This is a genomic window from Arthrobacter sp. P1_B3 (genome assembly GCF_056406615.1).
The window spans coordinates 1-24,951 of sequence record NZ_JBFTZV010000009.1 but is presented as its reverse complement, the minus strand read 5'-3'; the positions used below and the strand labels follow the sequence as shown (position 1 = coordinate 24,951).

General features: G+C 66.2%; 25 protein-coding genes. 11 read left to right on the top strand and 14 right to left on the bottom strand.

All coding sequences use genetic code 11. The features are described 5' to 3' along the window. Positions 1 to 143: 143 nt before the first annotated feature. Complete coding sequence (locus tag AC1D2F_RS12065) at positions 144 to 1,082, bottom strand: AfsR/SARP family transcriptional regulator (protein WP_229992156.1); 939 nt, start codon at positions 1,080 to 1,082, stop codon at positions 144 to 146. A gap of 356 nt (positions 1,083 to 1,438) precedes the next feature. Then, positions 1,439 to 2,422 (bottom strand): S1C family serine protease, encoded by a 984-nt coding sequence (locus tag AC1D2F_RS12060; RefSeq protein ID WP_476966803.1) that lies wholly within the window; start codon positions 2,420 to 2,422, stop codon positions 1,439 to 1,441. 184 nt (positions 2,423 to 2,606) lie between these two features. Here AC1D2F_RS12060 and AC1D2F_RS12055 point away from each other — a divergent pair, with 184 nt between their 5' ends. The 3 genes from AC1D2F_RS12055 to AC1D2F_RS12045 all read left to right on the top strand — a co-directional run bounded on the left by AC1D2F_RS12055 (position 2,607) and on the right by AC1D2F_RS12045 (position 6,972). Beyond that, positions 2,607 to 3,110 (top strand): HtaA domain-containing protein, encoded by a 504-nt coding sequence (locus tag AC1D2F_RS12055; RefSeq protein ID WP_476966802.1) that lies wholly within the window; start codon positions 2,607 to 2,609, stop codon positions 3,108 to 3,110. Between the two features lie 115 nt (positions 3,111 to 3,225). Further along, positions 3,226 to 5,139, top strand: a complete 1,914-nt coding sequence (locus tag AC1D2F_RS12050; RefSeq protein WP_476966801.1) for an alpha-amylase family protein — start codon at positions 3,226 to 3,228, stop codon at positions 5,137 to 5,139. 348 nt (positions 5,140 to 5,487) lie between these two features. Beyond that, the gene (locus AC1D2F_RS12045) at positions 5,488 to 6,972 is read left to right on the top strand and encodes a sensor histidine kinase (RefSeq protein WP_364743415.1); all 1,485 of its coding nucleotides are present in this window, start codon (positions 5,488 to 5,490) and stop codon (positions 6,970 to 6,972) included. Here AC1D2F_RS12045 and AC1D2F_RS12040 read toward each other — a convergent pair. Continuing rightward, a complete protein-coding gene (locus AC1D2F_RS12040) occupies positions 6,920 to 7,630 on the bottom strand; it encodes a response regulator transcription factor (protein WP_229992161.1) in 711 nt (236 codons plus the stop codon). The genes AC1D2F_RS12045 and AC1D2F_RS12040 overlap by 53 nt on opposite strands. 97 nt (positions 7,631 to 7,727) lie before the next feature. After that, a complete protein-coding gene (locus AC1D2F_RS12035) occupies positions 7,728 to 7,973 on the bottom strand; it encodes a hypothetical protein (protein ID WP_229992162.1) in 246 nt (81 codons plus the stop codon). Between the two features lie 300 nt (positions 7,974 to 8,273). Between AC1D2F_RS12035 and AC1D2F_RS12030 the strand changes: the two genes are divergently transcribed. Both AC1D2F_RS12030 and AC1D2F_RS12025 read left to right on the top strand, forming a co-directional pair. Continuing rightward, positions 8,274 to 8,576 (top strand): DUF4193 domain-containing protein, encoded by a 303-nt coding sequence (locus AC1D2F_RS12030; protein ID WP_028276793.1) that lies wholly within the window; start codon positions 8,274 to 8,276, stop codon positions 8,574 to 8,576. Between the two features lie 350 nt (positions 8,577 to 8,926). Then, positions 8,927 to 11,083 (top strand): putative bifunctional diguanylate cyclase/phosphodiesterase, encoded by a 2,157-nt coding sequence (locus tag AC1D2F_RS12025; RefSeq protein WP_476966800.1) that lies wholly within the window; start codon positions 8,927 to 8,929, stop codon positions 11,081 to 11,083. A gap of 7 nt (positions 11,084 to 11,090) precedes the next feature. On the opposite strand, the gene AC1D2F_RS12020 is transcribed toward AC1D2F_RS12025, so the two are convergent. Further along, complete coding sequence (locus tag AC1D2F_RS12020) at positions 11,091 to 12,056, bottom strand: cation diffusion facilitator family transporter (protein ID WP_364743422.1); 966 nt, start codon at positions 12,054 to 12,056, stop codon at positions 11,091 to 11,093. A gap of 320 nt (positions 12,057 to 12,376) precedes the next feature. On the opposite strand from AC1D2F_RS12020, the gene AC1D2F_RS12015 reads away from it, so the two are divergent. Both AC1D2F_RS12015 and AC1D2F_RS12010 read left to right on the top strand, forming a co-directional pair. Beyond that, entirely contained in the window at positions 12,377 to 12,784 is a 408-nt protein-coding gene (locus tag AC1D2F_RS12015; RefSeq protein WP_364743424.1) for a hypothetical protein, read from the top strand. 57 nt (positions 12,785 to 12,841) lie between these two features. Next, complete coding sequence (locus AC1D2F_RS12010; RefSeq protein WP_229992166.1) at positions 12,842 to 13,732, top strand: CDP-alcohol phosphatidyltransferase family protein; 891 nt, start codon at positions 12,842 to 12,844, stop codon at positions 13,730 to 13,732. On the opposite strand, the gene AC1D2F_RS12005 is transcribed toward AC1D2F_RS12010, so the two are convergent. After that, on the bottom strand, positions 13,729 to 15,246 hold the full coding sequence (locus AC1D2F_RS12005; protein WP_364743427.1) for an FAD-dependent oxidoreductase: 1,518 nt from the start codon (positions 15,244 to 15,246) through the stop codon (positions 13,729 to 13,731). The genes AC1D2F_RS12010 and AC1D2F_RS12005 overlap by 4 nt on opposite strands. A 27-nt stretch (positions 15,247 to 15,273) precedes the next feature. Beyond that, on the bottom strand, positions 15,274 to 16,713 hold the full coding sequence (locus tag AC1D2F_RS12000) for a DUF2252 domain-containing protein (RefSeq protein WP_229992168.1): 1,440 nt from the start codon (positions 16,711 to 16,713) through the stop codon (positions 15,274 to 15,276). Between the two features lie 324 nt (positions 16,714 to 17,037). Between AC1D2F_RS12000 and AC1D2F_RS11995 the strand changes: the two genes are divergently transcribed. Both AC1D2F_RS11995 and AC1D2F_RS11990 read left to right on the top strand, forming a co-directional pair. Further along, entirely contained in the window at positions 17,038 to 17,394 is a 357-nt protein-coding gene (locus tag AC1D2F_RS11995; protein ID WP_229992169.1) for a carboxymuconolactone decarboxylase family protein, read from the top strand. A 166-nt stretch (positions 17,395 to 17,560) separates the two neighbouring features. After that, entirely contained in the window at positions 17,561 to 18,139 is a 579-nt protein-coding gene (locus AC1D2F_RS11990; RefSeq protein WP_229992170.1) for a TMEM175 family protein, read from the top strand. A 30-nt stretch (positions 18,140 to 18,169) separates the two neighbouring features. Here AC1D2F_RS11990 and AC1D2F_RS11985 read toward each other — a convergent pair whose 3' ends face one another. The 3 genes from AC1D2F_RS11985 to AC1D2F_RS11975 all read right to left on the bottom strand — a co-directional run bounded on the left by AC1D2F_RS11985 (position 18,170) and on the right by AC1D2F_RS11975 (position 20,950). Continuing rightward, complete coding sequence (locus tag AC1D2F_RS11985; protein WP_476966799.1) at positions 18,170 to 18,517, bottom strand: GNAT family N-acetyltransferase; 348 nt, start codon at positions 18,515 to 18,517, stop codon at positions 18,170 to 18,172. A 74-nt stretch (positions 18,518 to 18,591) separates the two neighbouring features. After that, positions 18,592 to 19,596: a pirin family protein gene (locus AC1D2F_RS11980; protein ID WP_229992172.1), complete on the bottom strand. Its 1,005-nt coding sequence runs from the start codon at positions 19,594 to 19,596 to the stop codon at positions 18,592 to 18,594. Positions 19,597 to 19,666: 70 nt separating this feature from the next. Beyond that, positions 19,667 to 20,950 (bottom strand): SAM-dependent methyltransferase, encoded by a 1,284-nt coding sequence (locus tag AC1D2F_RS11975; RefSeq protein ID WP_229992173.1) that lies wholly within the window; start codon positions 20,948 to 20,950, stop codon positions 19,667 to 19,669. A 193-nt stretch (positions 20,951 to 21,143) separates the two neighbouring features. On the opposite strand from AC1D2F_RS11975, the gene AC1D2F_RS11970 reads away from it, so the two are divergent. Together AC1D2F_RS11970 and AC1D2F_RS11965 are read left to right on the top strand one after the other, a co-directional pair. Beyond that, positions 21,144 to 21,488, top strand: a complete 345-nt coding sequence (locus AC1D2F_RS11970; RefSeq protein ID WP_229992174.1) for a hypothetical protein — start codon at positions 21,144 to 21,146, stop codon at positions 21,486 to 21,488. A gap of 163 nt (positions 21,489 to 21,651) precedes the next feature. Further along, on the top strand, positions 21,652 to 21,966 hold the full coding sequence (locus AC1D2F_RS11965) for a hypothetical protein (protein ID WP_229992175.1): 315 nt from the start codon (positions 21,652 to 21,654) through the stop codon (positions 21,964 to 21,966). On the opposite strand, the gene AC1D2F_RS11960 is transcribed toward AC1D2F_RS11965, so the two are convergent. From AC1D2F_RS11960 to AC1D2F_RS11945, 4 genes are all read right to left on the bottom strand, one after another. After that, positions 21,956 to 22,093: a hypothetical protein gene (locus AC1D2F_RS11960; protein WP_229992176.1), complete on the bottom strand. Its 138-nt coding sequence runs from the start codon at positions 22,091 to 22,093 to the stop codon at positions 21,956 to 21,958. The two genes, AC1D2F_RS11965 and AC1D2F_RS11960, sit on opposite strands and share 11 nt — an antisense overlap. Before the next feature lie 46 nt (positions 22,094 to 22,139). Next, entirely contained in the window at positions 22,140 to 22,742 is a 603-nt protein-coding gene (locus AC1D2F_RS11955; RefSeq protein ID WP_229992177.1) for a nucleoside/nucleotide kinase family protein, read from the bottom strand. An 831-nt stretch (positions 22,743 to 23,573) separates the two neighbouring features. Next, complete coding sequence (locus AC1D2F_RS11950; protein ID WP_476966798.1) at positions 23,574 to 23,924, bottom strand: response regulator transcription factor; 351 nt, start codon at positions 23,922 to 23,924, stop codon at positions 23,574 to 23,576. Between the two features lie 106 nt (positions 23,925 to 24,030). Beyond that, on the bottom strand, positions 24,031 to 24,651 hold the full coding sequence (locus tag AC1D2F_RS11945) for a DUF998 domain-containing protein (protein ID WP_476966850.1): 621 nt from the start codon (positions 24,649 to 24,651) through the stop codon (positions 24,031 to 24,033). Positions 24,652 to 24,951: the final 300 nt, after the last annotated feature.

Here is a 24,951-nt window from a genome sequence, read left to right as displayed (position 1 = left end):
ATTCCAAGTATGGGGCCCGGCACGACGGAATTTCCCGAGAATCCCGGCCACGTGACCAAGCTAACTCCTCGTCCCGGCGGTGGCAGCCTTTTGTGCCCTTCAAATTGGCGCTGCCGGCCCGCCGGGGACGGGGATGCGGGGCGTCAGACCGCGGCCCGGACGCGCTGGAGGAAGGAATCAAGCACCCGTCCGGCATTCTCATGCATGCGCCGCGACTCCGCCGCCGGAAGCTGCCGGCTCTTGGGCGCGTTCAACCGCTCACCCAGGTAGAGCAGCGCCGCCAATACCTCGGAGAGTTCGGAATTACTTTCCGCACGCTGGCGCAGGAGCCGCAGATGAGCCTCCTGCAGGGCCGGGCCCGGGGTGCAGCCAAGATCGCGGTCAAAGAGCCTGCGGCAACGGTCATACGCCGCCAGGCCTTCCGCCGGCAGGCCGGCCTGTTCATAGGCTGTCACCAGAACCGTCCAGGCCCGCTCGTTCAAGGGTTCCGCCCGAATGGCAGCCTGAACCAGGTTGACGGCCTCGTCCGGTTTGTCCAGCAGGGCCGCCGTTTCGGCCGCGAGGATCTGCAGCGCCACTTTCTCGGCTGCATGGCGTGCGCGAGCCTCTTCCGCCCAGTCAGAGGCGAGCTCGAACCCGAGCAGTGGCTCGGCGGAAATCTCCAGGGCCTCGAGCATCAAAGGGTACGCCTCATCCGGAGCCAGCTCACCGGCGTCGCGGACCAGTCCACGGAACCGGAACAAATCCAGATCCACGAGGGTGGGGTCCAGGACGTAACCGCTGTTGGCCGTGCGGAGCGGACCGGTCTTGGTCTGGCCTGGCTGTATGGCACGCCGGATACCGCTGATATAGCTCTCGAGCGTCGCCACGGAGCCATCACTCGCGCCGGCGCCCCAGAGAAGATCGATCAGGCGGGTCTTGGACACGGGCGTGCCAAGGTTCAGCAGAAGAATTTCCAGTATGTGCCGGGGTTTGCATCCCCCCATGTCGGCGGCCGTCAACGCCACGCCGTCCCGGCGCACTTCGAATGATCCGAATAGGCGGACCGAAATGGAGGGTGTAATTTCCGTTGGGCTATCCACGATGTTCTCCGATTTCCCCAGGTAAAACGAACTCAATCGTCTGCGAAGAGCCGGATCAACATCGAAACCAGGCCGTACTGAGACACTGTTCCCTCCGGCTTTCCAATGACACCGTGACACGCCCGGCCGGGCGCAACAAGGCATGCCGCTACCCGATCTTTCGCCCAAAGAAAGACGGGTACAGGCGTCAGTACCGTTGAGTAAGGACGTGGAGCGGCGGGCAGGTATTTGCGGCGCCAAACAAGTAATTCCGCGGGCGGCCGCAATTTGGACCCAAGTAGTTAAGCAGGGCAGGAATTCGGCCTCGGCGGGACTATTTCAGCGGGTAAAATCGCCCTCTCTGGGCGGGATTTTCCCTACTGGTTGTCGGTCATCTCCGCGGGCACCGCCACCAGCCTGAGGTCCGAGCCGTCACGGAGCACGGCAAGTTCCAAGGGCTCCCCGATCGCTTCGGCGAACAGCAGTTTCTGCAGGCTCTCGGCGTTGGACACGTACATCTGTCCGACCTTCAGGAGGATGTCGCCGGCCCGGAGCCCGGCGCGCTCGGCCGGCGACCCCGGCAGGACTTCGACCACAAGCAGGCCCTCCCTGCGGCCTGTCCGGACGACGGCGCTTGGCTGCAGCTGGATCGGCGTGTTCACCAGACCCAGGTACGCCCGGCGGACACGGCCGTCCTTGAGCAGCGAAGCAATGATCCGCCGGGACGTGGCGTTGATTGGAACGGCCAGGCCGAGCCCGACTCCGGCCACGGCGGTATTGATGCCGACGATCCGCCCGCGGGCGTCCGCCAGCGCCCCGCCCGAACTGCCGGGGTTGAGGGCCGCGTCGGTCTGGATGACGTCCTCGATCACGCGCCGGCTCCGCCCGGACCAGACGGGGATGGAACGGCCAAGCCCGCTTACCACGCCGGCGGTGACGGAGCCTGCGAGCCCGAGCGGATTGCCCACGGCGATAACCAGCTGGCCGACCCGAAGGGATTCGGCGTCGCCCATTTCCGCCGGCGCCGCCGTGGGCGCCCTGCCGTGGACCACGGCAAGATCGGAGAGCGGGTCGGCGCCCACCACGTCAACAGCCGTGCTGGTGCCGTCGGCGAAGACGGCATGGCCGGACTGGGCGCCGCCCACCACGTGGGCATTCGTGAGCAGATATCCGTCCGAGGTGAACAGCACGGCCGAACCCGCACCGACCCTGAGCCTGCCGTTGCGCCCGTTGCCGGTCATTTCGAGCGCTGCGACGTGCTGTGTGACAGCCTCGGCCACGCGGATGACCGTTGCGGAATAGGAATCCAGGGGGTCTTCGGACACCTGGGATCCGGATACCCTGCTGATGGACGCGGCCACTGTGCACCTCCTGCAAACCGGTACTCATCCAAGTCAACCACCGCCGCCCCGGCAGTAGTCCTGGAGTGCCTACGCCGTCAGAGAAATACGCCGGATGAAGCGGCTGCGGTGCAACAGTTCAGCCCGGCGCGGATCCGCGGCTAGGCTCGGACGTAGATCCGCCCGACAGCCCAGGAGAACCTACGTGACACCAGCGTCCGCTTCCCCCGCTCCGCTGCCCCCACCGGGCCTTACCTGGGGCATCAAGCGCAGCTTCATGGATTACATCTCGGGACTGCCTGACGGTGCCGTCTCCGCGGCCGACGGCGCCACGGTGATCGCGTCCGGGGAGTTCTGTTTCGCCCCCGCCGGCTCCGAGTACGACCCCGCCAGCGGCACGGGCGTGCTGCGCTTCCGCGGCGATGTCCGCGTTGCCGGACACCACGGAATGATGTTCGTCCGGCTGCTGGATCCGTGGGTCGAGTTCACGGCCGGGCACGGGGTCCTGTCCATCAGCACGGGCGACGGCGGCGGGACGGACCGCTCGGATGTCGGCACCCTGCGTACTGCCGCGCCCCGCAACATGGAAGGGTTCCTGGTCTGGGAGCGCGTCGAGGTGGCCGTATCCCAGGCCGGTTCGGAACTGTTCGACGGCCAGTACGCCGACGGCCAGGCGATGGACCCACTCGTCATCCGGGTGCCTGCGTAAGCCGGACGGCGCCTGGGGATACGTGGCTCCTGCACTGGGCACCGGTCCGTCCGTCTGCAAGGATGTCAACTGTCGCGGCGCCGTCGGGGGCCGAAGTTCGTCGAAGGAGACCTCCATGGTTGAACCCGCCCTGATCGATCAAGAGGCCCGCCGGCATGTGCTCCAGGCGTTGGCGCCGGGCACAGGAATCGGGTGGGACGGGCCGGACCGGGCGGTCTTCGAAGAGCGCTTCGACCGCCATTTCCCGGCCTTGTTCCGGTTGTTCCACGATCTCTACGGCGCACGGCACGATTGGTTGGATCAGCTCWCGGCCCTCGTAATGCAGTCCGCCCGGTCGTGGGCCGAGAGGCCGGCGGAGCTCAAGAGCCTCGACGCCGAACGGGAACACAACACCGGCTGGTTCCAGGCCAACACCATGCTCGGCGGCGTCTGCTATGTCGACCGGTACGCCGAGGACCTGGCGGGTGTCCGCGCCCGGATCCCCTATTTCAAGGAACTGGGCCTCACCTATCTGCACTTGATGCCGTTGTTCCTGGCCCCCGAACCGCACTCCGACGGCGGCTACGCCGTCTCCAGTTACCGCGACGTCAATCCTAAGCTCGGCACCATGGCCCAGCTGCGTGAGCTTGCCGCCGAGCTGCGGGCGAACGGCATCAGCCTCGTCGTCGATTTCATCTTCAACCACACCTCCGACGAACACGAGTGGGCCCGGAAGGCGGCCGCGGGCGACCCGTCGTACAGCGACTACTACTGGATCTTCCCGGACCGGTCGATGCCGGACGCGTTCGAGCAAACTGTGCGCGAAATCTTTCCGGACGACCACCCTGGTTCTTTTGTCGATTTGCCGGACGGACGGTGGGTCTGGACCACCTTCCACACATTCCAATGGGACCTCAACTACTCCAACCCGGACGTCTTCCGGGCCATGGCCGGCGAAATGCTGTTCCTGGCCAACCAGGGCGTGGACATTCTCCGGATGGACGCCGTGGCCTTCATTTGGAAGCAGCTCGGCACGCCCTGTGAGAATCTGCCCGAAGCCCACACGCTGCTGCAGGCGTTCAATGCCGTGTGCCGGCTGGCCGCGCCGTCGCTGCTGTTCAAATCCGAGGCGATCGTCCACCCCGATGAGGTGGCCCGGTACATCGACCCCGCCGAGTGCCAGCTCTCCTACAATCCCCTGCAGATGGCCCTGATCTGGGAGGCGTTGGCCACCCGCGACGTTTCGCTCCTCAACCAGGCCTTGGAGCGTCGTCACAATATCCCGGACGGCACGTCCTGGGTCAACTACGTCCGCAGCCACGACGACATCGGTTGGACGTTTGCGGATGAGGACGCCGCCGAGCTTGGCATCAATGCCTTCGAGCACCGGCGGTTCCTCAATTCCTTCTACGTGAACCGTTTCCCGGGAAGCTTCGCCCGCGGCGTGCCCTTTCAGGACAACCCCCGCACCGGCGATTGCCGGATTTCCGGCACCACGGCGTCGCTGTGCGGGTTGGAGAGTGGAACAGCTGCGGCGGTGAACCGGATCCTGCTGGCCCATTCGGTGGCTTTCAGCACCGGGGGCATTCCGCTGCTGTATCTCGGTGACGAAGTGGGACAGTCCAACGACTACCAGTACGCCGTCGAGGAAGGCCACGGAACGGACAGCCGCTGGGTGCACCGGCCGCACTACCCGGCCGACGACTACGCACAGCGTGCGGACCAGGAAACCCCCGCCGGGGCGGTCTACGCCGGGCTGCGCCGGATGATTTCCGTACGGTCCGTGACGCCGGAACTGGCCGGCACCCGGCTGGTCGGGTTCGCCACGAACAACCCGGGTGTCCTGGGGTACCAGCGTCCGGGAGATGGAACGCTGGTCCTCGCGCTGGCCAACTTCACCGACAGCCCGCAGCAGGTAGCGGCTGTGACGTTTTCCGGCTTCGCGGCCGGCGCCGTGGACATCCTGACCGGCGCCCGGCTGCGCCTCGACGCGGGGCTTGTCCTGCAGGCCCAGCAGTTCCTCTGGCTCCGGGTAACGCCCCGGCCGTGAGGTCCTGGTCCGCGGCTCATCGGCCTGACGGGCCGGGACGTAGCCGTGGTGGTCAAAAGTTGCGGCGTAGCGAAGGAATGTCGTGTCCGGCCGCACACTGGTTGAGGAGAGCGTGCGGCCGGAATCTATGGACGAACGGCCCCGTGATGGCCGGCGGCCGACCTTCTTCGGCCTATTTCCACTGTCCCGCATCCGGCTGAGAATGGACTGAGAGCATCCTCTTCCGGGGGGACCGTGCGCGCCCGCGGACCGCTCCGGCCGCCGCCGGGGGTGTGGGCCCGGGCGGGAGACCACGGCAATGCCGCCGTGATGGTTGTCCGGATCCGCGTATTGACGCATTCTTGGAGCATGGCAGTGGGCAAACGAGCCTCATCCAGCCGTCCCGGCAGGGGCGAGATCCGTTGGGGCGTGCGGAAGCAGTCGACGGCGGTCGCCGTCGGGGTCGTTGCCGTGGCACTGCTGCTCGGCGGTGTGGTCCTCCTTATCCTGCTGCAGGCATCCCTGGCGCGATCGAGCGACGCCGCAGCCCAGCAGAAGGCGCTGGACGTGGTCGCCGAAATGGAGGATATGGACGTCGCGGATGCCCGCGCCTACATCGTTGATACAGCGCATGCGGGCCAGTTCGTCCAGGTGTTGGATACCGCCGGGTACGTATTGGCCAGCTCGGATCCCGAGGTCGCCAACGCCCCGCTCTCAGCCCAGCGGCCCGGCCCGGGCCAGACCATGACGCAAGACGTCTCGAGCCTGCCGAGCATCGGGGACACCGACGATTACCACATCGTCACCGTGGGAGCACGGACCGGCACGCTGAGCTATACGGTGGTGGTGGCCCAGGCCTCACAGATACAGGCCGACACCCTTTCCACGGTCGCGTGGTTCATGCTGGGAGCCACGCCGCTGCTGCTGGTCACCGTGGCAGCGTCCGTGTGGCTCCTGGTGGGGCGTTCCCTCCGCCAGGTGGAGCGGATCCGTGGCCAGGTGGCCCGGATCAACGCCGAGCGGCTGGATGGGCGCGTTGATGTGCCGCCCACCAACGATGAAATCCAGGCCCTGGCGCTGACCATGAACACGATGCTGGACCGGCTGCAGGCCTCGGACAGTGAACAGCGCAGGTTCGTCTCGGACGCCAGCCACGAGCTGCGCAGCCCGCTGGCCACGCTGAGGGCCGGAATCGAGATCGCCGCTGCGGACCCGACCGGGGCGATGTGGCTGCAGATGAAGGATGTCCTCGCCGAGGAGACGTCCCGCATGAGCTTCCTCGTGGAGGACCTGCTGACGCTGGCCAAAGCCAATGATGGCGGCCCGAAGGTGGAGCAGAAGGACGTCGATCTTGACGACGTACTGGACCAGGAGATCCGCCGGCTGCGGTCCACCAGCCGGAACCAGATCACAGTGGAGCTCGTTCCGGCACGGATCCGCGGCGACGCCCACCGGCTGGCGCAGGTCCTCCGGAACGTCCTGGACAACGCCGACCGCCATGCCCTGTCCCGGGTTGCCGTGAACCTGCACACCGCCGGGGACCGGGTCGTCATCACGGTCGACAACGACGGCGACCCCATTCCGGAGGCGGACCGGGAGCGGATCTTCGAACGATTTGTCCGGCTCGACGGCAGCCGCTCCCGGGAGGGCGGTGGCAGCGGACTTGGCCTGGCCATCGCAGCGGGAATTGTGGCAGCCCATCATGGGAGCATCCGGCCGACGGACGGACCAGCAGGTTACTGCAGGTTTGAGATGGCCTTTCCCCTTCCGGAACCTACGCAGACTGCGGAGCCGGTGGACGTCATTCCTCGCGAATCCCGGCGGCACGGGGTCCAGGGATCGGGTCGGCGCTGAGCAGGTAGCCCATGCCGCGCACGGTGGTCAGGGTGTGGATTCCGAACGGGACATCGATCTTGCGCCGAAGGTAGCCGATGTAGACCTCCACAACGTTGTTCGCGCCCTCGAAAGCCGGATCCCAGACGTTTTGCAGGATCTCCGCCTTTGAGACGATCTGGTCGTGCCGTCGCATCAGGTAGTGCAGGAGCCCGTACTCCCTGGCCGTGAGGCTGATGAGGGTATCGCCGCGGCGCACACTGTGGCTGACGGGGTCCAGCGACAAGGTGCCAAGAGTCATGATGACGGGCCGGGCTGGTGCTCCGCGCCGGATCAGCGCCCTGATCCGGGCCACCAGGACCAAGAAGCTGAACGGCTTGGTGAGGTAGTCATCAGCGCCCAGGTCGAAGGCATCGGTCTGGTCGTATTCGCCGTCTTTGGCCGTGAGCATCAGAACCGGGGTCCAGACTTTGCGTTGCCGCAATTCCTTCAAGACGTCATAGCCGTTCATCCGCGGCAGCATGAGGTCCAGAAGGATGGCATCGTACGCGTTCTCCAGCGCCGCAGAGAGTCCCCGCACGCCGTCGTGGGCGACGTCGACCACGAACCCCTCATTCTTCAGTCCGCGGCGCACTGTTTCCGCCAGGGCATGCTCATCCTCGACCATCAGAATCCGCAATCCGGCCCCCTCCCTTTGAGCCAGTATGGCCCTTGATGGGCCGGGCTGGAAGGAATCCGGTGCGTCTAGTGAGAGGGTGGTGCTAATTGCCGTCCGGTTAGGCCTGCGGGGCCGGCCCGAACAGCCAGCCCGAGACATCGCTGCGCAGGATCACATGGGGTCCTCCGGTGGAACTGACACTCCCGTTGGGGACGTAGTAGCCGCGCCCGGCCCCGGGACCGCCGGCGGCGCGGTCGATCGCGTCGGTGAGGCGCCGGGTCAGGTGCCCACTGGGGCCCAGGGACCGCAGTTCATTGAGTTCGTCCTGCGTGAGCCGTCCCAGCACTGCAGCGATATCGGCCATGGTGAATCCCTCCCGACGAATGGTGCGGATGGTGCCCAAGGTGGATGGTCCCTAAAGAATCAGGCTAGGGCACGCAAATTAACAGCACGTGACGCCCCGGTGACCAGTGGCGAACGAAGCGTGCAGGGCAGCGCCGCGGGCGGGCGCCTCCGGGTGTCGCGAGAGTCACTGCCACGACTCCCCCGGTCCCCAGCATTTACACGGCGTCATGCTGTACCGTTCAATCCCGGAGATCCGGAGATCCGGATCTCCGGAGAGACACTGAATCACACCCCCAGCAACTGAAATGAGTACCACCAGGTGGCAACCGATTATGACGAAGTACGCTCCGACGTCGCGGAATCCCGCAACGCTTCCCTGGAGGCGCTCCGTTCGGCGAATGCGCCTGACGCCCGCAGCGTTGTCCGCGAACTCGACGAGGCCGATACCTCCGAAGGCGTGGAGCTTCCGGGAGCAGATCTTTCCGGCGAGGAACTGACCGTCACGGTCATTCCGCAAAAAGAGGACGAGTTCACCTGCTATTCCTGTTTCCTGGTGCGGCACCGGTCCCAGCTGGCCAAGGAGAAGGCCGGCCACGCGTACTGCGCCGACTGCCTCAGCTAGCCCCCGGCAGGAGCCCAGCCAGGCAGGAGAATTCGAACCTGGCAGGTGAAGTTCCGGCACGCTGCGCTACAGTGTCGGCCGTCCGCCGACTACACTGCTGTCACATGCTTCACAATAGTGTCAGGAGGTAGCCGGACATGACCCGCCGGGGCCAGGTCGGCTACGCTCCTTGATTGACGATGCGGCGAGTGCCGGCACGTGGCCGGAGGCTGAGTATGCGTAAGTCCAACAGCAGGTTGGCGGACCCTGCTGCTGCGTCGTCGTCGGCCCCCGCAAATTCCCCGGGACGTTCCCACGCTGGGGCGGCTGAGCCGGCAGATGGACCGACGGGCCCGCGGACGCGGATCGGGATGCCCGCCCGCCCGCGGAGCCTGCAGCGTGAATGGTCCAGGGCCTTCACGCTGGTACTCGTGGCCCTGGTCGCCGGGGCCGCGGTAACCCTCGTCGGCGTCCGTGTTGTCACGGACCATATGCAGCACGCCGCCGCGCAGCACCGCGACGAGTCGGAGGCCGTCGCCGAACTGCGGGCCGGCCTTGATGCCCACGAACAAGCCGGGCTCCAACTGTTGTCCGCAGGGGCAGTGGATCCATCCGCCTTTTTGCAGCAGCAAAAGGACGTCTCCGCCCAGTTCGATGCCGCCGCCGGGATCCTGCCGGTGGCGTACGGCATGCGGGACGCAGTCCGCGAGGCCCGGACCGCGTGGCAGGAGGGACTGTCCGCGCACGGTCTCTGGGGAAGCCAGGTGGCCAGTCTCCACGGCAACCGCGTGGCGGAGGCGCCGGCGTTTGCCGCATCGGGCGCGAGGGCCCGCGCGTTGCTGGCTAACGTCCGTCGCGCCTCGCTTGACGCGCTCGACGACGGCGTCGCTCACGGTGCCGAGCTCCAGCAGATGGTGTCGACCGGCCGCATAGCCCTTTTTGCGCTGGCCGTGGGCGGCGTGTTCCTATTCCGCCGACGGATGACCAGGTACCTGATGCGCCCGGTGGAGGGGCTGTACCGTGGGGTCGTGAAGCTGCAATCCGGCGACTATAGCCACCGGATCAGCGTTGTCCGCGACGACGAACTCGGCCAGTTGGCCGAGGCCTTCAATTCCATGGCCGCCACGGTGCATGACAGTCACCTGGAACTGACCTTCCGCGCCACGCACGACCCCCTCACGGGGCTGGCCAACCGGGCGGTTCTCGCCGAACGCCTCGCCGCCGTGTTTGGCCCCGGGGCTCCTCACCCGGAAGGCAAGGAAGGCTTTGGCGCCGGGCGCAGCGACCACCGCGAAGGCCTGTTGATCATCGACGTCGACGACTTCAAGGACGTCAATGATTCCCTGGGCCATGAGGGCGGCGACGCGTTGCTTATTCAGCTAGCCCAACGCCTCCGGGGCTGCGTGCGCGCCCATGACCTCGTCGCCCGGCTGGGCGGGGACGAATTCGCGATCGTCGTGATGGATGACTGCGGCACGGCGACGGACGACGTCGCCGGGCGTATCCAGGACGCGCTGCGCGACCCCTTCAGCATCGATGAGGTCCGGCTCAAGGTATCCGTCAGCATGGGCGCCGCCCAGCGCGGCGCCGGGACTGCAGATCCAGCCGAGCTGATGCGGCAGGCCGACTTCGCCATGTACATGGCCAAACACGGCGGCAAGGGCCGCTACCAGCTCTTCGATGCCCGGGGCTACGACGAAATGACCTTCCGTGCCGCCCTCCGGGCGGACCTTGCCACAGCCGTGCAGGCCGGGCAGTTGCGCCTCGACTACCAGCCCGTGGTTAACCTGGGCACCGGTGAGATCGCCGGAGTGGAGGCCCTGGTCCGCTGGGAACACCCGACCCTGGGCCGGCTGGGACCGGCCGACTTCATCCCCCTGGCCGAGGAAACCGGCGAGATCGGTTCCATCGGCTGCTGGGTGCTGGACACCGCAAGCCGTCACGTCGCCGGCTGGCGCCGCTCCCCTGGCACGGCCGGGGACCTCTGGGTCTCGGTCAATCTCTCCACGCTTCAGTTGTCCAGCGACCGGAACCTGGCAGCCCTTGAGCGCATCCTGGCCCACCCCGATTCGCAGGCCGACAAAGTGATCCTCGAGGTCACCGAATCCGCCCTGGCCACGAGCGCCGATGGCGGAGTCGCCGCCCTTAACCGGCTGAAGAGCTTCGGCGTACGAATCGCAATCGACGACTTCGGGACCGGGTTGTCTTCGCTCAGCACGCTCGCGGTGCTACCTGCGGACATTCTCAAGATCGACCGCGCCTTCCTGTCCGGGTTGCCTGGGGACGCCCCGGCCACAGCGATGCTTGAGGGGATCCTGGAAGTGGCCCGGAAACTGGACCTGGCCGTCATCGCCGAAGGCATCGAGGACAGCGGGCAGCTGGATCTCCTGCGCTCCCTCGGTTGCGACATGGGGCAGGGCTTCCTCCTTGCCAGTCCCAGCCCGTCCCCTGTTCTCGAGGTGCTGCTGGCCTCGGGGGCTCTTCTGCAGCCACCGGCCGGCCTGGACGCGCCGGCGAACGGCGTATGAGCCTGAGTTAGCGTTGCCCTTCAAGGGCAGGGAAGTCCAGCGAGGGCTCGTCCGCGGTGGCGAGTGTCAGGACGGCCTCCTCGACGGTTTCGTGGTCCTCAAGTTCGCGTTCAACGCGGCGCAAGGCCACGGCCACGTCGTGTTCGCGGAGGTCCCCCAGTATGTCCACTGCCGCCACGACGTAAAGCTTGCGCGGGCCGACGTACTCGAGATGCAGATAGGTGATGCGCTCGATTTCGGGGTGCTCCAGGAGGCGGCGGGCCATGCTGCCCTCGATATCGCTGGTCACTGCCTGACCCACCAGGAAGCGCCGGTTCCGCTCGATCAGTACGACGGCGACGCCGGCCAGCAGGATACCCACGAGAATGGACCCCACGGCGTCCGGCACTGAAGATCCCGTGACCTGGTGCAGGAAAATCCCGGCGAAGGCGATGAGGAGGCCGATCAGCGCAGCCCCGTCCTCGGCAAAGACCGCGCGCAGCGTGGGATCGGAGCTCTTAAGGACCTGTTCGAGGGTGTTCCGGTCCAGCTCGCGCGCCGCCTTCCGGGTCTGCCGGAACGCCTGGATGAAGGACACGCCCTCAAGGACGAACGCGACCGTCAGCACCACGTAGGCGATCGCATAGTCTCCTGCCGGCTCCGGGGTGAGCAACTGCTGGATGCCGTGCATCACCGACACCACCGCCCCGGCCGTAAACAGGCCAAAGGCGGCGATCATGGACCACACGTAGGCCTCGCGCCCGTACCCCATGGGGTGGGCCTTGTCCCGTTTCCTCGCGGCCTTCCGTTCGGCGATCAGCAGGAAGACCTGGTTGCCGGTGTCGGCCCAGGAGTGGGCAGCCTCTGCAGCCATGGACGCCGAGCCGGAGATGAGCGCGGCCACGGTTTTGGCCACCGCGACCAGAACGTTCGCTGCAAAGGCGATGAGCACTGTCAGCGATGCGGTCCAGGACTTCTTGCTGTCACGCTTCACGCAATCTTCCCTCCCGTGGCTGTGGAATGCATGCCAGTGACTACGCTATCTCCCGCGCCCGGCGTTCACGGTGATCTGGTCCCATTCCTGCCTAGTAGGAGCACAATGAAACTAGTACGTTCATCCGCTCTTTTTCCACAAGCTGCTCGGAGTGGTGCGCTATGAATGCTCGCCGGACGCTGTCACCGCCGACTTCACCGCGCCGACGAAGCCCGGAACCTACCCGTACACCTGCACGTTCCATCCGGGCATGCACGGGGTGTTGATCGTCAATGAGCGCCCAAAGCCCCGAACAGTCAGTGCGAGTCTATGGATCCGGCATGACGTTGCGCGTCCTCACGGCCGCCGCCTTGTTCATTGACGCCGCCGTCCACATCCATCTGGCCCCGGGCTACCAGGCGGGGAACCCCGCGGGTATCGGCCAAGGCAATCTTTTCCTGCTGGAATCGGCCGCGGCTGTGCTGTCCGGGTTGTACGTATTGCTGCGCGGCAGCAGGGCCGCCTACGCCGTCGCGTTCGTCGTTGCGTTCAGTGCCTTTGCCGCAGTGGTGGCGTACCGCTACGTGAATATCCCCGCGTTCGGGCCATTTCCGGCCATGTACGAGCCCATCTGGTTTTTCGAGAAGTCCCTCAGCGCCGTCGCCGAAGGCGCCGGAGCCGTTCTGGCCGCCGTCGGCTTCGCCCGGGCCGGGCGGCGCACGCCGCGGCGCACCACGTCCCCGCAGTAAGCAAGCCGGTACAGCAGACTTGCTAGCATGTGGGCGGGGTGGTTCAGGCTGAAGCCGATGACACAGGGCACGCGACAAAAGGGTACGACGTCTACAGGCACGGCCTCCACTGGCCCGCCTTCAGTCCCGCTGACAGTCTCGTCGACAGGCACTGAGTCCGATGCCGCAGGGCAGTCTGGCCTGGCATCAGCGGCCGCCCGCCGTGCCGTTGCGGATGCCGGGACCGCTGTCGCCGCCTATCTTGTGGCCTGGGCCTCGCTCGGCTCGACAGTCCTCACTGGCCCGGCTCCCTGGTTCCTGGCTCTGGCGGCGGGCGCAGCGGTGATCGTAAGGGCAGCTGGCTCCGTTCTGCGGCGGACACCCCGGTTTTCCACCCCCGCGGACCGCGTTACCCTGGCCAGGGCCGCCATCGTGGCGTGCTGCGCCGCAGAGACTGTGGTTGGCTTCATGGCCGGAGCCGCGGCAAGCTCTCTGGTGGTTCTCCTGGGCACGGCAGCGTTCCTGCTCGATGCCGTGGATGGCCGGGTAGCACGGTGGACGGGGTCAGCGACGGCCGAGGGTTCACGGCTGGACTCGGACACGGACGCCGCGCTTGTTCTAGTGCTGTCCTGCGCGGCGGCGGGAACGTTCGGCCTGTGGCCCCTGGGCATCGGGCTGATGTACTACGCGTTCCTCGCAGCAGCCTGGTTCCGGCCGTCCCTGAAGAATCCGCTGCCGTCCAGCACCGTACGCAGGATCATCGGAGCCACCCAGCCCGCGGCCCTGTTGTTCGCCCTGTTGCCCGGCGTCCCTCCGGCCCTGGGAGCCATGGTCCTGGGCGCCGCGCTTGGGCTGCTGGCCTTTTCATTCGGGCGGGACGTCGTCGAGCTGGAACGGCTCCGCCGGGCGGCCCTCAACGCGGCGGCCAGCTCCCCCGCCTCATGCGCCGACACCCCGGCGGGCACTTAACGCGGTGCGGGTCTCGGCGCCAGGTTCACCGCCGCAGGGCCCTGTATGACTGCGCCGTCCGCGGCAAACCGCGAGCCGTGACAGGGGCAGTCCCAGGTCGAGTCGTCCGCGTTGAACGCGACAGTGCAGCCCAGATGCGTGCAAATGGCCGAGACGGCGAGGAGCTCCCCGGCAGGGCCGGCGTAGACGGCGGTCATTTCGCCGTCGATCTCCACTACGGCACCTTCGCCCGGACGCAGCCCGGCGACGGTCGGTTGTTCCGGTTGCTGGGGTTGAGGTTGGTCCGGCTGCGATTGGTCCGGGTGGCCGCTCTTCCCGACGGCCTGGCCGGTCGCCGGAATGCGGTTGGTGTCGAAGACCGCCGCCCAGGGGTTGTGCCGCCCCGTGAGCGTGTCGGCCAGGACCAGCGCCGCGGCGGTGCCGTTGGTCAGGCCCCACTTGCGCAGCCCGGTGATCACATGAACGTGCGCCGCCGTCGGGGTCAAAGTCCCGGCATAGGGCAACCCGTCGACGGGCATGGTGTCCTGCGTGGACCAGCGGAAGCTGGTCTCCCTGGTTCCGAGGCGCTCACGGGAGAATACCGCGAGGCGGCGGTACCGGACGGCAGCATCGGCGGTCTCGGCGGCCCGGTGGCCCTCGCCGCCGGTGAGAACGTAACGGGAACCGTCGACGTCGATCGCCAGGATTGAGCGCATCGGCTCGTCGACACTGATGAAGGTCCCGTCCAGGGGCGCCGCAGGTGCCAGGCAGGCAACGATGTACGAGCGGTGCAGGTAGCAGCGCTCGGCAAAGAGACCTCCGTCGCCGACGGGGACGTTGGTGGCAATGATCACCTCGCGTGCCCGGACCGTGCCGCGCCCGGTCTCGACGACGGCGGGCACACCATCGCGCACCGAGGTGACGCGCGAGTCCTCGAGCACGTGGCTTCCGCCCCCGTCCACTGCGCGGGCGAGGCCCTGCAGGTACTTGACCGCGTGAAGCTGCGCCTGGCCGTCGAACCGGACTGCGCCCCGGACAGCGAACGGCAGCGGCGTGTCAGAGGTAAAGACTGAAGGAAGGCCGAGCCGTGCGGCCAGCGCGGCCTCGTCGCGGACGCGGGTGAGTGCGTCGTCGGATTCTGCGTAGGTGTAGTTGGACACCCTGCGGAAGTTGCAGTCGATGCCCTCCTCTGCCACGACGCGCGCAATGTGCTCGATGGCGGCCTGGTTTGCCTGCCCGTACCTGCCTGCGACGTCGGGTCCATGCAGGTCAGCAAGTTCGGTGTAGACCAGCCGGTGCAGGGAGGTGACCTTCCCGGTGGTGTGCCCCGTGACGCCGGTGCCAATGCGCGCGGCCTCGAGGACCGCGACGGTGTGGCCGGCACGTTTGAGGGCCAGCGCCGCAGTCAGCCCGGCGATCCCTCCCCCAACTACGGCCACGTCGACCTCGAGATCCGAGTCCAGGCAGGGATAGCCAGTGCCGCCGGCCGTGGCGACCCAGAGCGAAACCTGTCGTCCTTCGAGCCGTTCACCCACGGCGGTGCCTCCCCTGAACTTCCGGAATCAGAGGCCCTCGACTGCTTCCAGCCGGCCGGAACGAACCGCGTCGGCGAACGCCTGGTAGTCCTTTTCGTTCTGGTCCGCGTACCGCTCGGAGAAGTCGGTGATCGACACGTCGAATTTGTCGCTCTTGCCGAGGTAGGCGGCGATTGCGATCGGGTCCCCGGACCGGGCGTGGGCACGGGCGAGGGTCCACCCGCATGCGTTGGCATAGAAATTCATGCCGAGCGGTTTCATGCCTTCCACAATGGCTGAGCCCTTCATGTCACGCAGTTGGCGCCAATACAGGTACCGGTTGTCCTGCACGCCCTTGGTCCACCCCAGGAAGATGTCACTCGCGGCCTGCATCATCCGCTGGCCCTGCACCACTCGCTCGCCCGGCTGCTTGAACCTGCTCTTCGGCAAGTGGTCCTCGAGCACCGACCTTGTGGCCTCCTTGACCTGGAGGAACAGCGGATCCTGCTCATCCCGGCCCTGGAGCAAGGCGATGAACGCCCGCGTGCCGACACTGCCGACGCCCACCACCTTGCGGGCGACATCGATGACTTCGAAGCGCTCCAGCAAGATACGTCGGTCGTCTGGCAGGGTCGCCCGGTAGGAACGGAGCTGCTCACGAACCGCCTTCTGAATCCCATCCGCAGACATGCCGAATGATTCACCCAGCTCCCGTGCGGGAATGACGATCGGCGGCTGGCTGACGATCCGGTACTCCCCGTCCACCCGCTCGGCGAGCTTGGAGAGTGCCTGCAGGCTGTCGCGGGTGTGGGCCTTGGCGACGTTCTGTTTCGCCACCTTTTCCATCCCGTGGGCTGCCTTCTTGAGGGCCTTGCCCTTTTGAGTTGCGACGGCCAGCTCGAGGGTTTCCATTAGCTGTTCCTCGGACAGGCGGGCGTACCAGATGTCCAGGGTGCCCATCTGCGCGAACTCTGCCATCGCCTCCCGGTACGCCCGTACGGCAGCGAGGGTGACATCATGCGTCTCTTCCTTGGTGTACTCGTTGTTGCGGGCCGCGATAGTGAAGCTCGCCGCCATCCGTTTGACGTCGTACTCGAAGGGGCCGGGCAGTGTCTCGTCGAAATCGTTGAGGTCGAACAGCAGGGTTCGCTCAGGAGATGCGAAGACACCGAAGTTGGACAGATGGGCGTCCCCGCACAGTTGGGACACCAGGCCGGCCCTGGGAGTGTCTTTCAGATCGGTTGCCATGATCTTGGCTGCGCCCCGGTAGAACGTAAACGGTGAGACCAGCATCCGGCCGTGACGCACCGGCACGAGGTCCTGTTCCCGGGTGAGGTTCTGTTCCTCGAGCAGCGCGACCGGATCGGGCCGGTCGGAAGCAGGCTTCCACCCGGTGTGGCTGGAGACGGGCGTCTTTTCCCGGCGGCCCTTGCCCTTCGCAGCACGTTCCTCGACGCTCGGATGCTTGACTTTTTTGGTCTCGGCCATGATCGGCGACCTCCCTATTAGGTCCGGAACCGCCACCGGCACTGCTTGCCTGGGTCAGTCCCCGCCGAGCGCGCCAATGCGCCTCGGCTCAAGCTACTGCGATTCTGGCCCCGAACCGGCCCATCGTCAACGCACCGCCGAACGAGCCTGCAGCGCAGGCACAAAAACACGATCTGTTCTTGTGCCAGGCGGCTTACCATCGATTCATGCTGTTCGGGTGATGCCACCCCGGGTCGTGGCGGGTTACGTTCATGACGAGTCGGGCCGATCCGCTCACGTCGCGTCAGTCGGCGCACACCCCCGCTAACAGTTGGAGAAATGATCATGGCCGAACAAGATACCCCCGTCCTCGACGCCCTCGCCGACATCACTGCCGTCTCGCTCGAACGCTCCACGCTCGAGCCTCGCGAGTTGATGCTGGCCCGGATCGCGGTACTCGTCGCCGTCGAAGCCCCTGCCGCCTCATACCTCCTCAACGCCGGCACGGCGGTGGACGTCGGCATCACGGCGGAGGATGTCCAAGGAATCCTCATCGCCGTTGCGCCCATTGTCGGCACCCCCCGTGTTGTGGCGGCGGCCGGCAACATCGCCGCTGCGCTCGGCTTCGCGATAGCAGTAGCCGAGGCTGAGCTCGAAGCCGAGCTAGAGGCAGCCGAGGCCGACGCCCAGCCCAAGGACTGACCCGCCAGGTGGTGATAGCCGCCGTAATGTCTGACTCTGGCTGCCTCCCGGCGTAGACTCCTCGCAAATAAGCGGACTGGCGTGCCGGCCCCCGCACTGCGCGCTCGCCGGCGTCGCTGGTCCCAGCGACGCATCGGTCACGATGCCCGGATCCAGGGGTGCCACTGTGAATAAGAACCGTCTGGAGGCCTTCAGCGACGGCGTGCTGGCCATCATCATTACCATCATGGTGCTGGAGCTTCATGTCCCGGCGGAACCCACATGGTCGGCGTTGCTCCACGAGCTTCCAACGGTGCTGAGTTATCTGCTGAGCTTTGTGTATGTGGGGATCTACTGGAACAACCACCACCACATGCTGCATTTGGCCGGGCGGATCAACGGTGGAGTTCTCTGGGCAAATCTGCACCTGCTGTTCTGGCTCTCCCTCATCCCGTTTACCACCCGATGGATGAACGACGCCGGCCTGGCACAGGTCCCCGTCCTGGTCTACGGACTGAATCTGCTGTTCGCGGCCATTGCCTACTACATCCTAAAAACGGCGCTGATCAGCCAGCAGGGACGCGGTGGTGCCCTGGATCAGGCCATGGGACAGGACTGGAAAGGCAAGGGATCGCCTCTCTTGTACATCGTGGGGATGGGGCTGACCTTTGTGAATCCGCTCCTGGGGATCGCCGCTTACACGGTGGTCGCCGCGATCTGGCTGATCCCTGACCGGCGTGTGGAGCGGTTTGTCGCGCACACGTGAGTCTCAAGGCGCACGTGAGTCTCGAGGCGGCTACTGCCGGACGCGTTGGGCCAGCGAGGCGCTCAGGAACCGCAGATGCGCCGGGGTGGGCCGTACCACGTTCGCCGCGTAGCCGGAGTGCTTGCCAAGGTACTTCTTGATGTAGGGACACACAGGAACGATTGTGAGGCCCGCGGCGACAGTTTCATCGAGTGCCTGTGCGGCCAGCATCCCGGCCAGCCCGCGGCCGCCATATTCCTCGTTGATCTCCGTGTGGTAGAAGATCCGCTGGTCTGCCGCGATGTCATCCACGTAAGCGGCCTGTCCGATCAGTGCGTCGGCGTCGAACAGTTCGAAGCGGCTGCGTTCCGAGTTGTGTCGGATCGTGATCGTGGTCAATATGGTCTCCTTGAGCKGGGCGGATTGGCCCGGCAGGCGGGCTTGTGGATGCAGGACTTGCCGGTGTGGACAGTTCAGCCGCGTGGCCGGATGCGGGCATTCGGCAGGGCCGGAGCCGGGAGGGCCGCAGCCTGCCCGGGCGGAAACGGGCCGAACCGCAGGTCCGTGCCTGCCCCCGCGGCCGAGGCCGGGCCAGAACCGTCCGGGGCACCGATTTCCGCCTGCCATTGGTCCCGGAACGCGACGATCTCGTCGTGGCTGCGTCCGACGAAGTTCCACCACATCACGATCTTTTCGCCCAGCGGCTCGCCGCCGATCAGGAGGACACGGGCACCGTCACTGCCCGCGGCCAGGGTCAGGGACGCATGACCGGCCGGAAGGTACGCCAGGTGGTCCTTGGCGACGGCGTGTCCGTCCAGGACAAGGTTGCCCGAGTCCACCAGGAGGCCATGTTCAAAGGACACGTCGGATTCGAGGGTCAGTTCCGCCCCTGCCTCGAGCAGGATCTCCGCGCCCAGCAGGGGCGTGTGGGTTGCGACTGGCGAGGCGGACCCGGCGAGCGTGCCCAGGAAGACGCGCATGGTCCAGCCGATTCCGGTGACCGGTTCGGGGCGATAGTGCTCGAACGTGGGTGCCATGTGGCGTGCGGCGTCCGGGAGCGCCACCCACAGCTGCGCGCCGTGCAGGACCGCTGTGTCGGGGGTGGAAAATTCCGAGTGGCTGATGCCGCGGCCAGCGGTCATGAGGTTCACTTCGCCCGGGCGCACCGTTGCGTGGAAGCCTGCCGAGTCCCGGTGTTCAATCTCCCCCGTGAACAGCCAGCTGACGGTCTGCAGCCCGGTGTGCGGGTGGCGCGGGACCTGCATGCCGCCGGAATCGCTGACCGGGTCCGGGCCATAGTGGTCCAGGAAGCACCAGGCGCCGATCAGACTGCGCTGGCGCTGCGGCAGGGTGCGCCGCACGTCCATCGCGCGTGGGCCGCCCAACGGGACCTGCCGCGGAACCAGTATCTCGACGCCGACGCATGTCATGTCTGTTTCACAGAGGATTTCCTGCGGCGCAACTTCGGTATTGCTCATGATGACAGCCTAGCTTCGCACGGTCCGCAGGTCAGCCGCCATGACATGCCCGGCGCCTGGCCGCTCGGCTTCAGATCCACGCGGAGCGGCGCAACGGGGGTTCATCGCCGCCCGGGCGCTGGACCAGGATCTGGTTCACGCCGGTGAGGCCGGCCTCGAAGCCAAGGGCGCTCGCGGCCATGTAGAGCCGCCAGATCCGGGCCCGTCCCGCGCCCGCGGAGCGGACGGCCTCGTCCCAGTGCTCCTCCAGGTTCCGCACCCAGGCCCGGAGCGTCAGGGCATAGTGGCGCCGCAACGCCTCAACGTCCAGGACTTCCAGGCTTGCTGATTCGAGCGCCTCGACCATGTCCGAAAGGCTGAGCATCTCGCCGTCGGGGAAGACATAGCGGGGAATGAACGAGTCCGGGTCCGGTGATGTAGGTCCGGCGTTCCAGGAGATCGCGTGGTTGAGCAGCCGGCCGCCCGGGCGGAGCAGCCGGTGCAGCCGGGACGAATAGTGCTCGATCTGTTCGCGCCCTACGTGCTCTGACATGCCGATGGAGCTGATCGCGTCGAACGGCCCGTCGTCCACATCGCGGTAGTCCTGCACACGGATGTCCACCCGCTCCGTCAGCCCGGCGTCCGCGGCCCTTTTGCGGGCCAGTGCCGCCTGCTCGACTGAGAGCGTGACGCCGACGACGTCGGCCCCGAAGTGTTGGGCGGCGTGCAGCGCGAAGCTGCCCCAGCCGCACCCCACATCCAGCACGCGCATACCCGGCTTGAGGCCCAGCTTGCGGCAGACCAGGTCGAGCTTGGCGGCCTGGGCGGCTTCAAGCCCGGCTTCGTCCGATTCCCAGACGGCGCAGGAGTAAACCATGGACAGGCCCAGGACGAGCGCGTAGAAGTCGTTCCCGACGTCGTAGTGGTGTGAGATGGCCGCGGCGTCGCGCCCCTTGGAGTGACGCCTGCCGTACCGGCCCACGCGGGCTTCCTCCGGCGGTGGTGCCGGGTTGGGCCCGAGCGCGCCGAGACGGACGGCAGCCTTGAGCAGCGCGAACCCTTCGCGGGGAGACGGCGGCCGGAACGGTCCGGGCTCGGCGAATTTTCCGGCCGAGCTGAGGGCGGCGAAGGCGGCGAAGATGTCGCCGGGTGCGTCGATTTCACCGGCCACATAGGCACGGCTCAGTCCGAGCTGCCCGGGGGACCACAGCATCCGGCGAAGTGCCCTCCGGGATCGGAATACGACAAGGGGAGCATTTTCCGGGCCCGCTTCCGAGCCGTCCCACGCCCTCAGCCTCAGGGGAATCCCGTCGGTGCCAAGGATGATCGCCAGTGCGTCGGCCAGCCGTGAAGCCGCATTCGTGGATGTCCCCATGTCCAGTGCCTCGATTCTCGTGACTCGTCTCCAATGCCGTGGGCTGCGCCCGGCAGTTCCAAACATAAGGGCGGAACATGGCCCTCAACCAGAGCTTAGGTCCCCATTCCTTGCCCACCGCGCTTTTCCCATCGTGGCGGGGCGGCCCTGCCGGCTCTGGCGCTTGGGGATGCGGTTGCCTATGGTGGGTCCTATGTCTGAGTCTTTCTCGTCCCTCGTGGACACGTTCAAGAATGTGGGTGTTTCCCGGGCGTACGGCCCCGCCATGAACATCGCAGGGGAAGAGGTCATCCCCGTCGCGGTGGTTACTTTCGGCTTCGGCGGAGGCAGCAGCACCGAAGACGCCCAGACCGGCGGGGGAAGTGGCGGCGGGGGCGGCGGCTTCGTCTTACCCCTGGGTGTCTATGCCAAGAGCCCGGCCGGCCAGATGACTTTCCGGCCCAACACCGTGGTGGTGCTTGCGGCGCTGGCCCCGTTGGTGTGCGCCGTCGGCATTTCGATCCGCGGCATTCTTCGCGCCGTCCGCTCCCGCCGGTAGCACCGTGGCCTAAAGGCCAAGGATTCCCCAAGCCGGGCAGTGCATCGTTTGGTTTGGGCAGCCTGGGTCTCGGGCAGCTCTGTGGACGGGCGTCGGATGGACATGATCGGCCATGAACTTATTCAGAACTGCATGCGCAGCTTCCTTGGGCGGGGCACTCCTCATGACAGGATGCGCTGCACCTGTCGCCACGCCGGGACCGACGACCACAGTGACGGCGACTCCCCCGCCATCGGTGGTGGTCTTCGATCCGCAGACCAGCGGCAAGGTTCTGGCCGAGCGGATCAAGGCCCGCGCCAAACCCAAGGAGCCCGGCATCACGATCTCTGATGTGGAGTGCAAGAACTTCCCGAACATAAAGGTGAACACGCATACGGACTGCCAGATGGTGGTCAACGGGGTCAAACGGGGGTATCGGGCCACGTTCACCCAGCGTGACGGTCACTACGAAATCAAGGCCCAGGAACTCACCTGGTAGCAGGCGGGGCGTACGACATGACGGGTTCCCGGTCGTCGTCTGCTTCCACCCAGGCCGCGAAGTCCTTCAGTGACATGAAGCAGTAGTAATCGCAGTAGCGCAGGTTCTTCTTCTCCGACTTGCTCATGCCGGTTATTCGATGCGGGCGCCGTCATGGATGGGATGACTACGGTCTAGGGGGCCTGGGCCAGCCGCTCGCCTTGGCTCTTGCCGGCGTCGGCGATGGCGATGGCCAGTTCGGAGAACACTTCCTCCGGTGTACCGGACGCAGCCAGTTCGGTGAAGTGCGCGTATTCGGGCATCGATCGGTAGGCGGCCCTCAACGAGTGGAGCTCACCGAGCGTTTCCATGTCCGTGCCGCGCGCCAACACTCTTTGATGCGCCTGTTCAGGGTCGATCACGAGGTGGACCACCACGTCAGGCTTTGGAAACTTCGTCAGAAGGAAGGGAAGCAGCCGGCCACGGGGAAGGCCCCGCGCCTGGCGTAGCGCAAGCTGGCAGTGCAAGTGGCGGTCCATGATGACCAGGCCCGGATGCCTGTGCGCCCTGGCGTGGGAAACCACCACATTCGCCGTGCGGATCGCTGTCTCTACGGCATCGGCCAGCCGCGGGTGAAGTTGTATGCCGAACTGTGCGCTCAGCAGTGACATCCTGCGCCGGCCTGCGTAGTTTCTAAGCAGCAGCGCCTTCTTGCCCGCCCGCCGTTCGGCGGCAACCGTTGCCTGTGCGGCGGTGGTTTTCCCCGATCCGTCAATTCCCGTCAAGACAATCAGCAATCCGGCTCCTTCTGGTGGTGGCGGTGTTCGTGCCCGGGTGAGCCACCCGGTGCCTTTCCCGATGACAGGGCGGCGTCGAGGGTAAAGGCGGACGGTCGTGTGAAAAGTCCAAGGCCCGGGACTTAGCGGGCTCCTGGGTGCGCCGCAGCCTCCGCTTACTACTACCAACGGTAGAGGTCGCTAAATCGTCCCCGACGGGCAATACGGGTCCGGATCGTCGGCCCTTTCTCGGGTTGATCCCAGCTGATCATCGGCGAGTAGCTGCAGAATTTGTGGCAGGTCAGCTTTGGTCGCGTGCCGGAGGCTGAAGGTTTCAGAGCCGACGCCGGCAGTCATTAAAGCGGGGACAGCGGAGGAACGGGAGGTCATGACCCCAGCATTCCATGAAGGCCCAGGGGCTTGCGACTAATGCTCTCTGTGGTGCCAGTCCCGCCGCAGGGATTCAAACAGTTCCTCCTAGCACACCGATGGAGCGGCCAACTGTTGGGTGTAGTGCTGCCTGTCCCAGGGCTCCGATCACCCTGGCGGCGCGGCTTTTTGTGAGCGGGTTCCGTCGCAGCTCGCAGCACCTCCGCTAGAGTCGCCACATGGAGCCCATCCGTCGATTCTCATCTGCCCTTTACTCGGCTGCCCTCGAGCCGTGGTCGTTTCTCGACCTCGCTGGCAAAAGTCCGCTCTTCGCATCACCCTTTGGCGACGTCTTTTTCCAGGCAGACAACGGCTTCTGGTTCCTTGATGTGCTTGCGGGTGAACTGCGTCATCAATGGTCGAACCAGGATGAGCTGAACGCCGAACTGAAATCTCGTTCAGGGCAGGATGAGTACTTGATGATCACTTTGGCCGGCCAAGCAGGAGTTCGAACTCTTTTGCCGTCAGAGAGACTTCCGCTCCGTCGAGGACCACGCGACGGGACCGCTGGTCAATGCTCAGGCCGCCGATTGTCCTGCTGATGTCCGTCTCGGGACGGCCGTCCGGGAGCCGCTCTTCGGAGCGGCGGGCCACTGCCCGGATCCTGGCGATGAGTTCCCGCATGCCGAAAGGCTTGACCAGATAGTCGTCGGCGCCCAGTTCCAACGCCAGCACCCGGTCGATCTCTTCATCCCGTGCACTGACAACGATGATCGGGGCCCGAGCCTGGCGACGACAAGCGCTCAGGCAACGATGACTGAAGCCATATCCCACAGCCGGGGCCGGGCTGCCGTCAGTCTGAAGTGGACGGCCTGTCGAACCCAGCGCATCATGCAGTCCGAGAGACCCCTGACCGCACCAGTCAGGCCGAGGCCCGGTACTACAGCGGCGCTTGTTGGCTGGGTGCCCCGTCCCGATAGATGTGGCGCAACCGGGACGCGACAGCGAAAATCCAGGCCATCACCGTCACCAGAATGACGCGCTGCACCAGGCCCTTCCACTCGAACAAACCGCTGTCGGGCTGCTGGCTTAACTTGAGCAGGCCAATCCCGAGAGTCAGGACAACGCCGGCGGCCAGTGTCCACCCCGCCATGGGGCGCCAGGACCGGTCGCCACGGAAGCGCCGGTAGAAAACGAAACAACTAACCGGCGCTAGCGTGAAGAAGAGCGCCCCGAAGATTCCATGCACGACACCCTGCGCGGTGGCCTGGCTGAACATCGCCGACGGATCGGTGGTGAACAGTCCTGACACCATCAGGCTGACTCCCATGCACTCCACCAGCACCGGCCCGGCCCGGGAAGCAGCCCCGGTGCTGAAGTGGGCGGCGAGGCCGCGACCGAACACCACCACCAAGGCACCGGTCAGCACGAAGTTGAGCATCTGGACCCAGCCGTAGGGCCCAAGCGACAGTTCGCTGACGAACATGGAGTTCGGCGTGTAGCCCGGGCACAGCCACCCGTAGACGGTGAAAACGGAGACAAAAAGGACTGCCCCCACCATCCCCGCCCCAGCGGCCAGTCCGACGCGCCGGCGTCGGACCGCTGCGTGGCCCTGGACAGAACTCGAGATCACAAGCTGAAGCCTAGTGCGTCAAGGCGGAGACCTCGACGCCCACATGGTTACTGACCTCCCCGACGGCTGCGGCGCCGGGCGTGAATGAGCGTGCGCGGAGGCACACCCAACCGCTCCTATCGCGAGGCGAGCCGGTCCGCGTTGTTGCTCATGCGTTCGAGGACGCTGACAGCCATGGCATACTCATCCGCTCCGATGCCTGCCGTGAGCTCACGGCGGGCAGCTTCC